This window comes from Klebsiella sp. Sb-30 (genome assembly GCF_057652795.1).
The window spans coordinates 4,406,668-4,419,921 of sequence record NZ_CM172749.1 but is presented as its reverse complement, the minus strand read 5'-3'; the positions used below and the strand labels follow the sequence as shown (position 1 = coordinate 4,419,921).

At 43.8% G+C, this 13,254-nt stretch carries 11 protein-coding genes; 2 read left to right on the top strand and 9 right to left on the bottom strand.

The features are described from left to right. Positions 1-14: 14 nt before the first annotated feature. Both AC236I_RS20705 and AC236I_RS20700 read left to right on the top strand, forming a co-directional pair. Positions 15-455 (top strand): PTS sugar transporter subunit IIA, encoded by a 441-nt coding sequence (locus AC236I_RS20705; protein ID WP_004857996.1) that lies wholly within the window; start codon positions 15-17, stop codon positions 453-455. A 62-nt stretch (positions 456-517) separates the two neighbouring features. Then, complete coding sequence (locus AC236I_RS20700; RefSeq protein ID WP_015585133.1) at positions 518-1,765, top strand: polysaccharide deacetylase family protein; 1,248 nt, start codon at positions 518-520, stop codon at positions 1,763-1,765. 455 nt (positions 1,766-2,220) lie between these two features. On the opposite strand, the gene AC236I_RS20695 is transcribed toward AC236I_RS20700, so the two are convergent. The 9 genes from AC236I_RS20695 to panC form a co-directional block, all read right to left on the bottom strand. After that, the gene (locus AC236I_RS20695) at positions 2,221-4,368 is read right to left on the bottom strand and encodes a peptidase domain-containing ABC transporter (RefSeq protein ID WP_118860150.1); all 2,148 of its coding nucleotides are present in this window, start codon (positions 4,366-4,368) and stop codon (positions 2,221-2,223) included. A gap of 2 nt (positions 4,369-4,370) precedes the next feature. After that, positions 4,371-5,639, bottom strand: coding sequence for an HlyD family secretion protein (locus AC236I_RS20690; protein ID WP_097357762.1), 1,269 nt, complete (start codon positions 5,637-5,639; stop codon positions 4,371-4,373). Further along, positions 5,629-6,597 (bottom strand): radical SAM protein, encoded by a 969-nt coding sequence (locus tag AC236I_RS20685; protein WP_071984177.1) that lies wholly within the window; start codon positions 6,595-6,597, stop codon positions 5,629-5,631. Before AC236I_RS20685 ends, AC236I_RS20690 begins: the two co-directional genes overlap by 11 nt. A gap of 768 nt (positions 6,598-7,365) precedes the next feature. Further along, the gene (locus AC236I_RS20680) at positions 7,366-7,659 is read right to left on the bottom strand and encodes a hypothetical protein (protein WP_153068811.1); all 294 of its coding nucleotides are present in this window, start codon (positions 7,657-7,659) and stop codon (positions 7,366-7,368) included. A gap of 69 nt (positions 7,660-7,728) precedes the next feature. Then, a complete protein-coding gene (locus tag AC236I_RS20675) occupies positions 7,729-8,904 on the bottom strand; it encodes a glycosyltransferase family 2 protein (protein ID WP_069476239.1) in 1,176 nt (391 codons plus the stop codon). Then, positions 8,897-10,258, bottom strand: coding sequence for a protein adenylyltransferase SelO family protein (locus tag AC236I_RS20670; protein ID WP_097357760.1), 1,362 nt, complete (start codon positions 10,256-10,258; stop codon positions 8,897-8,899). The genes AC236I_RS20675 and AC236I_RS20670 overlap by 8 nt, the downstream gene beginning before the upstream one ends. Then, on the bottom strand, positions 10,227-10,724 hold the full coding sequence (locus AC236I_RS20665; protein WP_153068812.1) for a toxin-activating lysine-acyltransferase: 498 nt from the start codon (positions 10,722-10,724) through the stop codon (positions 10,227-10,229). The genes AC236I_RS20670 and AC236I_RS20665 overlap by 32 nt, the downstream gene beginning before the upstream one ends. Before the next feature lie 1,088 nt (positions 10,725-11,812). Next, entirely contained in the window at positions 11,813-12,193 is a 381-nt protein-coding gene (panD, locus tag AC236I_RS20660) for an aspartate 1-decarboxylase (RefSeq protein ID WP_004858002.1), read from the bottom strand. A gap of 204 nt (positions 12,194-12,397) precedes the next feature. Beyond that, positions 12,398-13,252 (bottom strand): pantoate--beta-alanine ligase, encoded by an 855-nt coding sequence (gene panC, locus AC236I_RS20655; RefSeq protein ID WP_004858005.1) that lies wholly within the window; start codon positions 13,250-13,252, stop codon positions 12,398-12,400. Positions 13,253-13,254: the final 2 nt, after the last annotated feature.

Here is a 13,254-nt window from a genome sequence, read left to right as displayed (position 1 = left end):
TAAGGAGGCTGTCTATGTTGGGTTGGGTGATTACCTGTCATGATGAGAAGGCGGAGGAACTGCTGGATCGTCTGGAAAAAAAGTTTGGCCCGCTGGCGCAATGCCGGGCGGTAAATTACTGGCGTAATCTTAGCAGCAATATGTTGAGCCGGATGATGTGCGATGCGCTGCACGCCACGGACAGCGGCGATGGCGTGATTTTTTTGACCGACCACACCGGAGCACCTCCCTATCGCGTGGCGGCCCTGATGAGCCATAAACATACCCATTGTGAAGTGATCTCCGGTATCAGCTATCCATTACTGGAGCGTATGTATCTCCTGCGCTACACCCTGAGCAGCGAAGCGTTTCGCGAGGCGATCGTAAGCAGCGGAGGCCCGGTCGTCAGCAGCCTCTGGCACCAACAGCAAAAAAATCCGCCTTTCCGCCTGCGCCATGATGCGTTCGGGAATTAAGCATTGGTATTGATGCCGCTTTTGTTACAATGGCGGCTGATTTCTCTAGCGGTCCGACCTGCATGTTTGTCCGAATTGTTGCCCTGTTCCTTTTACTGACATCGCTCAGCGCTTCAGCCAGCCTGCTTAGCCAGCAGGGGACCCCCGCCCGCTATATGCAGACCACGGAAGATGCGGTTATCTGGGCGCAGGTCGGAAATGACGTGGTGAGCGTGGGGAACATTCGGGCCGGGCAAATTATCGCCGTGGTGCCGACGTCCGCCGATTATTATGAATTCAGCTTCGGTTTCGGCACCGGCTTTATCGATAAAGGCCACCTCGAACCGGTGCAGGGCAAGCAGCGGGTTGAAGACAATCTCGGCGATTTGCATAAACCGCTGAGCAACCAGAATCTGCTCACCTGGAAAGATACGCCGGTGTACGATGCGCCTTCCGTCGGTAGCGCGCCGTTTGGCACCCTGGCGAATAATCTGCGCTATCCCATTATCAGCAAGCTGAAAGACCGTCTCAACCAGACCTGGTTTCAAATTCGTATTGGTAACCGGCTGGCGTGGGTCAGCAGCCTGGATGCTCAGGAAGATCGCGGTATCCCGATGCTGACCTACCATCACATTCTGCGCGATGAAGAGAACACCCGTTTTCGCCACACCTCTACCACGACTTCGGTACGCGCCTTCAGCAACCAGATGACCTGGCTCCGCGACCGGGGCTACACTACGCTGACGATGTATCAGCTGGAAGGCTATCTGCGTAATAAAATCAATCTGCCGGCCCGCTCGGTGGTGATTACCTTTGACGATGGTCTGAAGTCGGTTAACCGCTACGCGTACCCGATTCTGAAGCAGTATGGCTTTCACGCGACGGCATTTATTATCTCATCGCGTATCAAACGCCACCCGCAGAAATGGGAGCCGAAATCGCTGCAGTTTATGAGTGTTTCCGAGCTGAAGCAGATTCAGGACGTTTTTGATATACAGTCCCATACCCACTTCCTGCACCGGGTTGATGCCCTGCATCATCCGATTCTGTTGAGCCGCAGCTACCATAATGTGCTGTTCGATTTTGAGCGTTCGCGGCGCGCGCTTGCCCAGTTTAATCCGCACGTGCTGTATCTCTCTTATCCGTTTGGCGGCTATAACGCGACGGCGGTCAGGGCGGCGAACGACGCCGGTTTTCATATGGCGGTGACCACGGTGAGAGGGAAGGTGAAGCCGGGCGATAACCCGTTCTTACTAAAAAGACTCTATATTCTGCGGACCGATTCGCTGGAGACGATGTCGCGATTGATCAGCAATCAGCCGCAGGGATAAATGGTGCATGGCCCAGGTTATCAATATTGGAGGCTATAAAAAGTCGCAATAATGCAGGCCTGGGATTCTGGCTGAATATGTCTACGGCACTGCGAAATGGTGGTCTACACGACATTTTCATTACCTGTGAGGTTGTACTTGGTTAGTTCCCTGCAGGGTTTTTAATTATATCAATATCATGAATGGAATTATATATTTTCAAGGTTTCTCGCTTTGCAAAGCATATTGTTAATATGGCTTGATTGTAAAAGATATTTTTCAGTTAGATGCAATTGAGATTAACTAATCTATCAAAGTGCAATGTGTGACTCATTGTATTCTAGAGTTTTTCAATAATTGTCGACTATATGGTTTTTTCACGAGTACGACATCGTAAGAAACTCGATATGAACAATGTTTAATGTCATTTCGGAATTTATGAATACTATAGGAAAATCGCTTTCCTGTAGCATCGTTTAAACTTCAGTAAATACATCTTTATCCTGTGCAGAGCGAGAAGATATCAATTTACCGTCTTCAAGAGCGATTACGCGATCTGCTGATGCTATAGTCTCAGGCCGGTGAGCTATTAGCAGGATGGTTAGCCCCAGGCTGCGCAGGGTATTTCCAATAAGAACTTCATTGGTCACATCAAGATGACTCGTGGCTTCATCCAGAATCAACAGACGTGGGCGTTTGTATAGGGCGCGAGCCAGAAGCAATCGCTGTTTTTGCCCTCCAGATAATGAGTTCCCAGTTTCTCCAATCAGAGTTTGATAGCCCATAGGTAAGGCAATGATATCTTCATGCAATTCTGTCAATGTGGCACAATGTTGTGCCCAGGCTAGATCACAGCTTTGTGAAAAAAAGGTAATATTGTCGATAATTGCCCCGCGAAACAACCGATCCTCTTGCATGACTGCTCCTATCGCATGTCGAACCTGTGTGTATCCTTTATGATGGTGATTTATACCAAAAACTCGCAATCGCCCAGCAGAGGGTTTATATAATCCCAAAATTAGTTTCGCCAACGTTGTTTTACCGCACCCTGAGCGGCCAACTATCGCGACAACTTCACCTGGCATGATACTCATTGTTGCCCCGGATAAGATATTAATATCATCTTGTCCATAACTAAAAGCAATATTATCTAATTCAATTACCGGCTTATTTTTCGAGAAAACAACAGGAACCTGTTCAGTTGAATAGAAATCACCTTCCTTTGGTGTGAGTACAATATCAGCTAACCGCTCGTTATAAATATCAAGCATTTGCCAGGTGAAAATATTATCAATCAACCCATTGATGCTGGAAGAAAAACGTACCTGAAATGACATATATGCGACCAGCATACCTATAGAGAATTGACCCGATAATACAGCCTTTGCGCCAAACCATAATACTGCGGCACTTACCAGACTGCTAATGATAGTGTTGACTATGTTATAGCTGATGGTTAGTTTATTTTCACGCAATTGACTGTTGCGTCTTGCTATATTCAAGTTGCGCCACCCAGACTCACGCTGGGTAAGTGTCCCACTAACTCGCAGACTGAGCATGGAATGTAGTGTTTCCAGGAAGTGACTCGACTCTAGCGTGCTAGCCGTCCAACTATCCTCAGCAGCCTTACGTAAGGTACGAAACCACATTATGCGCAGCAACCCATAAACCAGCGCGGCACCTAATGCCACTATTGATAATGATGTGCTGTAAAGCAACATCATACTTAATGTACCGATTACCAAGAGTACATCCAACAGTGCTTCTAATATACTGGTGGTGAGCGTATGCTGAATACTATCTACAGCGTTAAATTTGGCACTGATATTGCCAATATCACGCTTCTCAAACCAGTCAATAGGCAGGCGTAAAAGATGATGAAAAACATTGGCGGTCCACTGCATGTTGAAATTAACCGCCATGGTGAGGGTTGCCCACTGCTGTGCGAGGCCAATCAACGTTTGGGTTGCGCTCATCAATAACATGGCAATGACAATTAGTACCAACAGGCTATCATCTAACGCAACCAGAACTTCATCAATCACGATTTGATTAATTAATGGACTAAGTAGTGCCATAACTTCTAAGGCTAAAGCAAAACAGAAGATACGCGCCATCGCCATTTTTAGCCCGACAGTATGGCCTATCAATGCTGAGAGTCGTACTTTATGGCGTTCATCGCGCTGTACAAAATCATGGGTTGGTGTAAGTTCCAGAGCAATACCTGTAAAATGACGATTGACTTGTGTCAACGACATTCGTATTTCTCCACGCGCAGGATCATGTATTTCTATGTCACTACCGCGTATCCGTTTAAGTACCACAAAGTGGTTAAGATCCCAATGGAGAATACAAGGTACTGCAAGGTCACTGAGCTCTTCTAGCTCCACACGAACAGCACGTCCCGATAATTTCAAAGCTTGAGCGCACTCCATTAGATGAGCGAAAGCCATGCCATGTGTTGACACGTTGAATTTTGAACGTAAATTTGATAGGTCGATATGATGACCGTGCCAGCCTGCTATCATCGCGAGACATGCTACGCCGCATTCAGCTGCCTCTGTTTGACGGATCATGGGTAAACGCCGACTCCATTGGAAATGCAAATTTTCGATCCATTCCATGATTAAATTTTCCCTTTCAGACTCCATAAAGGTTCTAGCAACCATTCATACAGATGCCGACTATCCAGTTCTATGTCTGCCGTGACGGCCATTCCGGTACGCAGTGGTTCTTGACGCCCATAAACTGTCACGCTAGATTTGTCTGGTTCAACAACCACTCGATAATGTCCTTCGTTTTCTTTCCAAACCACAGGGTTACGCAGCATTACATCGGCAGAACTCAGGCTAGTACGAGTAATTTCGCGGGTGGTGCCATACTGCACACCAAATTTTTCGTAAGGATAAGCAGCAAAACGCAAACCTACTCGTTGATCAGGTTTTATAAAGCCAACTGATTTGCTCGTGGCGTAGAGTTCAATTTGTAAGTGTGATGCTTGCGGTACAACCGTTAGCAGAAGTTCATTCTGATTTACCGTTTGTCCTTCTTTTACCATTATTGCCGCAATATGACCCGCCACTGGTGAAGTTAGGGTAGTTTGCTCTTGTGCTTGTAATTCAATTTGTTGTTGATATATACCTTGTAGTAACCGGTTCAACTCTGCCTGACGACTTTGTCCCTGTTGTCGTAAGCTCCCTTGGTCTGTTTCAGTGTCAGCCAACTCACGCTGCAGACGTTGCCGTGCTTGCCTGTTTTTTTCGACGTTGGCTTCTGTGGTAGCCAATTCGATTTGCTTTTGCTGAAATTCAGCCTCAGAAACATATTTCTGGTTCACCAGACGCTGATAACGTTCCATCGCTGACTTGGTTAGCATTGCTTGCCTTAATGCTAATTTCATTGCCTCATCTGCGCTACGTAGTTCATCTTTCAATTGGTTTATACGTCGCCGTAGCCCTTGTAGCTGCATTACTGTGTTGACCATTTCTTGCTGTTTTTGTTGCTCCAGCATTTGATATTGCTGTGTTAATGATATTTTCAGTGTCGACAGAGTTGCAGTCCCCATACCATCATATCGTTCACCACTTAATCGATAGAGCAATTGTCCCGAAGAAACAATATCACCTTCTTTTACAAGTAGCTTTTCCACATATCCGTCTGTACGTGCCATGACCTTCACTACCCCGGTAGAGGGCATTACTACACCTTCAAGATGTGCTTTACGGGTGTATTCACCACAGATTAAAAAGGCGATTAACGCACAGACCAAAGCGATGCTCATACAAGCGAATACTGTCATACTTGGACTGGGAACAATCAATATCTTCCCTTCGGCATGTTTTCCTTGGGCAGAAAAATAAGCCTTGCGATACAGGTGGTGATTGTTACGTATCATGTTGTGCATCACGGTATTTACTAGAGCAAATATCTGGACCACATTGGCATATTTTTGTATGGCAAAGAGTTGGTTCTTTCGGTAATTTTAGCTTCTCATCATATAAGCTACCGATTAGGGCATCTTGCATGCACCAGGCTCGGTAAATATCGCCTTCAAAAGTGACAATTATGTTTTCCAGTCCAGCATGGCAATGCCAGCCACTAAAATTAGTTTGCTGATTAATGAGTAGTTCAAAACAGGTCTTGCGTACATGACTATTATCACTATTAACCACATCCAAAAAGCCACGGGGTTCAGGTATGTTTTTTATGGTTTGATTTCCAGAAAAATTTACCATGATACTCTCTTGTCGCTTCGTGTATTTAAATCGACCTGAAATACTCCCTCCCCCAAACCCTTGATATAATGGCTGGAGTGATATTCCGCAGTTTACTTCTCCTCGTAATTGCTTCGCAAACATTAGGCACTCAGAGAAGCGATCTGGTAACATCATTATATTGACTTGCAAGCGTGTGGAGGCTGATGCTGAAATTATTTTTGCCACCTCAATGAAATGCTTCTGTTTCTTAATCTGCTCACAATGAAAACTAAGGCTAACACTATGTAACATCGAAATGTTTTTTCTCCACCAGTATAATGGAGATGATGCATTAGATATAATTGAAACTAGGCCATTACGCTTGTGGATTTCCATTAGCACTGTGCTAAACCAGGCAAGATATGTGACTTCCCCACCGCCAAATTCAAAGTATGGTTTAATTTCACGCTTTTTACAATAATCAAAAACGGTATTGATGAATTGCAAAATATGTCTAAGGGAAGGGGGTTTAATCTTTCCGTTATGTAAATCTGGATGGCAGTAACTGCAGCTATAATTGCAAATCGTTGTCAATGCCCAGTTGATGCCAAAGTAATTTTTTCCTTCTTCAGGTTGTGTTATTTTTATTATTTCCATTTTTTACCTTTATGTTTTTACAGTGTAATTGCTTGTTCTTTATCTTTGTTTTGTATTTATTTTTTTTGAGATGTGATTTTATTTTGATAATCTAGTGTTCGATATCCTAATAATGAACTTGCATTCCTCAATGAATGATATTTATCAATATAATTTCTTCTTAAATGGAATGGTGAATAGTGGCTAAACTATTACATCAGTTCACGGTTTCCTTTTGTGGTAATGAAGAGTATAATACTTATATACATGGTTAACTATCTGACGAATGTAACTACCTAGCTCAATACTTCCTAATAATATCATCAATGCTGTAAGTGATTTAAATAAAAATAGCTTTGGTTTCGTTGGGTATTCAACTACAAGGATTATCTCTATAAAAACTAAAAAAAACCACAAAATCATAACGATTTTTTCAAGGCAGTAGTGATGTTGAAACATACTTTCTTCTTTATGATACCATAGTTTATGTGAGAATATATTTCTATAAATAAACTCTAAAATTACTCTGGTACCAATGAAACTTTGTATTGTAATCAACATTCCTAAATAGATGTTTTTTTCTGAGTATACATCGGCCTCCCATAAAACATTCATAGAAATAACAGGTGATAATAATGAGTATAAGAAAACTTCAAATTTTTTATGTATATTCATACTTTTCCAAAAAAAAAGCACGATAAATTTTAACTAATACAATTACTCGTGCTTTAATTAAGTTGACTAGTTGTGTGATTTATCTGTAAAACTGTAAATCGGATAATTAGTAGATTACCAGCCGCAACGCCCCATTCCTCCCAGAGCACCGCCGATAACTCCGCTAGTTACCGCACCGCCAAAACCACCACCTCTCATTCCCCCCGTGATAGCTCCTCCAACTGCTCCGCTAACAATCCCACTGACGCAATTACCACTAATTGCTCCTGCATTTGACGAGCCACCAACTTTGCCATTAGCCTGTCCACCATAGCCAATACCAGAGTTGCCATTTTTCTGATTTGATGTCGCTACGCCATCGCCACCACCATCGACCATCATAATTTCATCTGCAGTTAAACAATACATTTGTGATTTCCTTATATACAGCACAAGTGGGCTGCTTCACTTTTACCTATGGTAAATTAATTTAACCGGTTAACGTGTTAACCATGACTTACTCTTTCCCGTTATTTCATCCCAATAGCCAAGAATATTTGGCCACCAAATAAATGATTCGAGAATCAAAATAAAAACTGGCACTAGTAATATATTTTTTAATGTGGCATTTTGCCTGTTACGATAAAAGGTAAGGTAGATATAACTGATTAATAAATACAGCACCAAGGTTATCATATTTAGAACTATCGGTGGCCACAGCTGAAAATAAATCAACAAAGGCAACGTAATTAAGCCAGGTGGTAACAGCAACTGCATGCTGGTAATGATAAACCATGGTGCAAACAGTAAACCTTTTGTGGCAGAGACACGCCATGCTGTCATAAAAGCTTCTACTCGCCCCCGAGCCCAGCGTCTTCTTTGACGCAAGAACGCTTGAAAGTTTTGTGGGCATTGAGTTGTTGCCACTGCATCAACGGCATAACCTGTATGAAAGTTCATTGCCAATGCCTTCCAACACCAAGAAATATCCTCTACAAGCCAGTCTCCCCAACCACCTACGCTTTTAACTGCGCTGGCCCGGTGTGCAACGAATGCTCCTGAAAGTATAGGCACCCAGCCAAGACGATCTTGAGCGCTACGAATCGCACCATGAAAACCGATTAACTCATAAAACTGGACATCTTCAAGCAGGCTTCCTCGTTGATTCACCGGTGATAACGAGCCGCAAACAGCTGCGCATCTCGGATTCTCCCAAAGCCTGGCAGCTAAATGCGAAATACCTTCAGGTTCAATGAAAGTGTCGCTGTCAACTACCACATATATATCCCCTTTCAACACTCCAGCAGCTAGCGCATAGTCCAGCGCGGGTCCCTTACGCCCACTGTTATGTTCACGTGTAAGTACCTGATAATTTTGTAAGCGTGGTTTTAATAACCAGGTTTTCAAATATTTAGGGGTATCATTAGTTGAACCATCATCAATGACAATGACTTGTAATGGTTGTGAGTAATGCTGTTTTTCGATGTGTTCTAGTACCTTTATCAATATATTTGCATCTTCATTATAAAATGGTAATAGAACTGAAACGCTTGGCTGTTTATCACATTTAACTATATGGCGTTTGCCAAACAAAAAAATAATTAACAACCCTAATGTCATAATACAAGTAATGGCCGGTAGAATTGTCAATGACCAGGCAACAAGCTCATACATACAATGTTTTCCAGTTAATGTAACTATCTATAAGCGCGCTTACACTCTCGCGTCCTCCCCCCTGTTTAATCACTGTATCTGCAATTGCCCGCGTCAATGTATAAACTGAAAACCGTTCATCTCGCAACGGAAACATAGATAAACGTGCCGGAATTGCGTGTGGTAATAAAGCATTAGATAGTTTTTTGAAAAAATAATAATTATTAAAATTATGCAATACCTTTGGTTGCTTGTTGTTTTCGCGTAATATTTGTTTGATTTTTTTACCTTTACTTACAAGTGATTTTTCGCTGCCTTTGATACCTACCTGAATGGCAATTGCTTTGTTTTCTTCGAGATCCAAACGATTATGAAATTGAGTGATTATTGTATCTAGCTGGTTTTTATCCAGTTTTTCTGGATGATATTTATTAATAAATATCACTATATTTCGCAACCATTCCGCAATCAGCAGATGATCATCCCATATGCCTCCTTGACCGGCAGCGAGTATATAGTTAGCAAAATCCGGGACTGCCGATAGAGTACCAAAATCCAGAAAACGCCCATCAATTGAGATATTTGAGCTTGTCAGAGACCCATGTGGGATCCCTTTTACCCGTGAAACGGCGATTTGGCACGCCATCTTTTCCACAAAACTAGTCAGTCCGGCTACTAATCCTCTTTCACCTTCTGGAAGAAAATGTGTGATTTGTTCGACAGCCTGTTGGACACGTAATGCATCATTATTTCTCAGTTGCATATAAGCATTATCAGGCCAGAAAAATGTTGCGCGTTCAAAATGTGCTGGGCGGATAGCAACTTCACGAATAACCAGAGCACAAGGTTGCATATGACTTTCTGCCAATCCATAATTGGCATCCATCCATGCACCAGTCTTAATAATTGCCAATGTCCGTATAGCCCCATAAGGCAATTCGCGATGGCAGATCTCCCCCCACACAGCTTCTGAGATGGCTTTAGTTAGACAAAGCTTTCCATCAGAATGATCTTTATCAATATTAACCGCTACAAGAGGGTTTCGACCAATACCTTTCACTTGCCAGGAATTACGAATTCCGCAACGAGCGCTGCCGCCATTACATGCTTCATAACGGGAACCATATCTGTCGGCAAGAAAAGACTGACAGTCTTTTTCATTCAGACCAGACATTGGCATGTAGCCTGGTGTAACATAAGCAAAAGTGTTGAGTACGTTATCTTCGCTCATGCCGATCATTTCATTTAGTTCTTTGTTGAACCACACAAGTTCTGGAGTGGCTAATTTAATTGCTTTAAAAGGAACATAACTTTGCTCAGGCAGAATATTATCTAGTAATATATCATCTTTTCGAAAGCTTAACTCTGCATCCATTTTTTACGATTCCTTTACGAAGGGGGCGTCGATAGTAAACAGTATTCAAATCTAATTTATTTTTCAACTCCCATCGTTTCTTGAATAAATTACGTAAACAATAAGTTGCATCACCCAGACAACAAAAATCAACAATAACGAAATTCTCTCCTTCATTCCATTCAGAAGGATGCAAGATAAACCTATCGTCATTAACATAGCGATCTAATGTTGCTTCATTTATCCACGCCCAACTAATGTAACCATATGGTGAGACATCACCATCTCGGAATAACAATAAATACTGATGATGAAGAACGGCCGGTTTAACCCAATGCAGAAAAGAGCGAATATCTATACCCGCTCGATCTGGTATTCGAGCACATAACTCAAGCAATACAGCTATTTGCTGCTGGTTTGTGTCCTTGAATTTATTCGTTAGCGGGTGGATCATTTCATTTATTGAACTAATAATAGCATGTGGCACTATACCTCCTAATCATCATCATCTTTTTTATACATTAACCTTAGGTCATTACCCCTCCAGACTATAGATACTGATTATAATTTCAGTGGATCGTGAGGGAATGACTAATTCAGATGTTCCAAATAAAAAGATGGCCATCATAAAGTCAAAGATCTTTCGCACTTAGTTATTAATTTTTGTTGTTACCGTTTTAATGTAGATATTTTTACATACTCAAAGATTGACTAAGATCAAACATAGGTCAGCAATTTAAAAAAAACAAAAAAATTGATAAGTCAGTAAATTTAAGAGTGTGATTAACCATAAAATAAAAATATAAAGGCATTACGTGCTGATTAGTTATTATTCGTGAGTGCATTTAATTGAATAGCACCAAAATTTTTATGGTAATATAAATTTATAAATATTCATGAGATCTATTTAATTTGGTTGGGATGTTGCTGTTAATTATGGTTAAGGGTTTTTAATGATGAGGAAATTAAAGTGTAAATGTGGATCATCTCCGATTTCAGAATACCCATGCCATGATTTTATCGCATAGATCTTTTCCTTAATGGGAAAGGTAGTGAACAGTGAGGAGATGAGAATCAGCCAGTTAAATTGGGACGCGGAAAAGTATCAGAATCAATATAACTTTTTACTTTCCGGAATAGCTGCTGTGAATACAACTACACCTTTACCAGACCGGGTCCGCCTCGAGAGCGTAGGCTGGTCACTTTCCTGGTGAAATTTTTTCAATCTCGCCACATCGCCCGGCATCAAAGGATATGGGGGTTGTGCCGTGCAATACTTACCACAGACGTTCGATATGATTCACCGCGGAGAAGATCTGGCTGATAAAAATCCACCTGTGAATATTCTGCCACCAGTGAGTGGATGAAGCATTACGCTAAGGTGGTAGCGTAAAAGTTGGCCCGGTCCCCTGGCACAGGTTTACTTCAGAAAGGAGCTTCTTACTTTGACCGGCCATCCGGTGTGGTATCGCACCAATGGTCTTGATGGAGGTGGGAAGAGTGTGATGATGAGGTAATATTTATACCGTAATAAACGGTGCCCCGCCTGGGCGACGCACCGTCAGCTATCGGCTATCAGGCAACCTGTACCGGAATGGCTTTTGCCTGGCGCTTCATTTCGTTGTCGCCTTCAAAATAGGCCACTTTCGGCTGCCAGCGGCGGGCTTCTTCATCAGGCATGGTGACGAAGCTGGCAATAATCAGAATATCACCCACGCTGGCGCAGTGCGCGGCAGCGCCGTTCACCGAAATGATTCGCGAGCCACGTTCGGCGGCAATGGCATAGGTGGAGAAACGGTTGCCGTTGGTCACGTTCCAGATGTGGATCGCTTCGTTTTCAAGAATACCGGACGCATCCAGAAAATCCTGGTCAATGGCGCAGGAACCTTCATAGTGCAGGTCGGCCTGCGTGACTTTAACGCGGTGGAGTTTACCCTGCAGCATATTACGAATCATGATGTCTACCTTTCTTCCCCTCCTGCTTCAGAGTGCAGGGTCGTGGCGGGCGAGCGACTTTCCCCTGATGGGGGACGGTAGTGCTCTTGCCTGCCGCCGGTCTGCAACCGGATTAGTCAGGGTCTATACCTTAATGATACGAAGCGGACATGACATCCGCTTTGAGTAAATGTCCGGCAATATTGCCAGATTTTTAACCCTTGTCTACTGACCCAGCTCGACGATGTGGTTATCGATCAACCGCGCCTGTCCCAACCATGCGGCCATCAGGATCACCGCACGTTTACTGGTTTCCGTCAGCTCCAGCAGCGTATCCGCATCCCGGATCTGGATATCGTCGGCGCGGAAGCCTTTCTCGTTCAGCTCCTGCCCGGCAAGGGTAATGATTTCATCCAGGTTACGTTCACCGGCGGCAAGCTTACCGGCGACGGCGCTCAGCACTTTATACAGGCCCGGCGCAATTTTACGCTGCTCTGCGGTGAGGTAGCCGTTGCGTGAGCTCAGCGCCAAACCATCTTTAGCACGAATAATCGGCACGCCGATTATCTCAATATCGTAACCCATGTCGGCAACCATTTTACGAATCAGCGCCAGCTGCTGGAAGTCCTTCTCGCCAAAGCAGGCGACATCCGGCTGGACCAGGTTAAACAGCTTGCTGACGATGGTCGATACGCCGCGGAAGTGGCCTGGACGACTGGCACCCTCGAGCATGGTCGACAGCCCCGGGACATCCACATAGGTCTGGTTTTCGGTACCGTGCGGATAGATCTCTGCCGGCGCGGGGGCGAAAACAAAATCCACCTTACGTTTGTTCAGCTTTTCGCAATCATCCTGCAGCGTACGCGGGTAGCGCGACAGATCGTCAGGGCGGTCGAACTGCATCGGGTTGACGAAAATAGTGACCACCACGACATCGGCGCTGGCTTTTGCGGTATCCACCAGCTGCATATGGCCGTCGTGCAGGTTGCCCATAGTGGGAACCAGCGCGATACGCTTACCTTCCTGGCGCAAACGGCGGATATGCTGGCGCAGCAGCGGCAGGGATTCAATAATCAGCACAA

Bases quoted from the DNA above. Each gene is read 5' to 3' on its own strand.
- AC236I_RS20705 (WP_004857996.1), top strand. From the start codon at position 15: ATGTTGGGTTGGGTGATTACCTGTCATGATGAGAAGGCGGAGGAACTG.
- AC236I_RS20700 (WP_015585133.1), top strand. From the start codon at position 518: ATGTTTGTCCGAATTGTTGCCCTGTTCCTTTTACTGACATCGCTCAGC.
- AC236I_RS20695 (WP_118860150.1), bottom strand. From the start codon at position 4,368: ATGGAATGGATCGAAAATTTGCATTTCCAATGGAGTCGGCGTTTACCC.
- AC236I_RS20690 (WP_097357762.1), bottom strand. From the start codon at position 5,639: ATGATACGTAACAATCACCACCTGTATCGCAAGGCTTATTTTTCTGCC.
- AC236I_RS20685 (WP_071984177.1), bottom strand. From the start codon at position 6,597: ATGGAAATAATAAAAATAACACAACCTGAAGAAGGAAAAAATTACTTT.
- AC236I_RS20680 (WP_153068811.1), bottom strand. From the start codon at position 7,659: ATGTATTGTTTAACTGCAGATGAAATTATGATGGTCGATGGTGGTGGC.
- AC236I_RS20675 (WP_069476239.1), bottom strand. From the start codon at position 8,904: ATGTATGAGCTTGTTGCCTGGTCATTGACAATTCTACCGGCCATTACT.
- AC236I_RS20670 (WP_097357760.1), bottom strand. From the start codon at position 10,258: ATGGATGCAGAGTTAAGCTTTCGAAAAGATGATATATTACTAGATAAT.
- panD (WP_004858002.1), bottom strand. From the start codon at position 12,193: ATGATTCGTAATATGCTGCAGGGTAAACTCCACCGCGTTAAAGTCACG.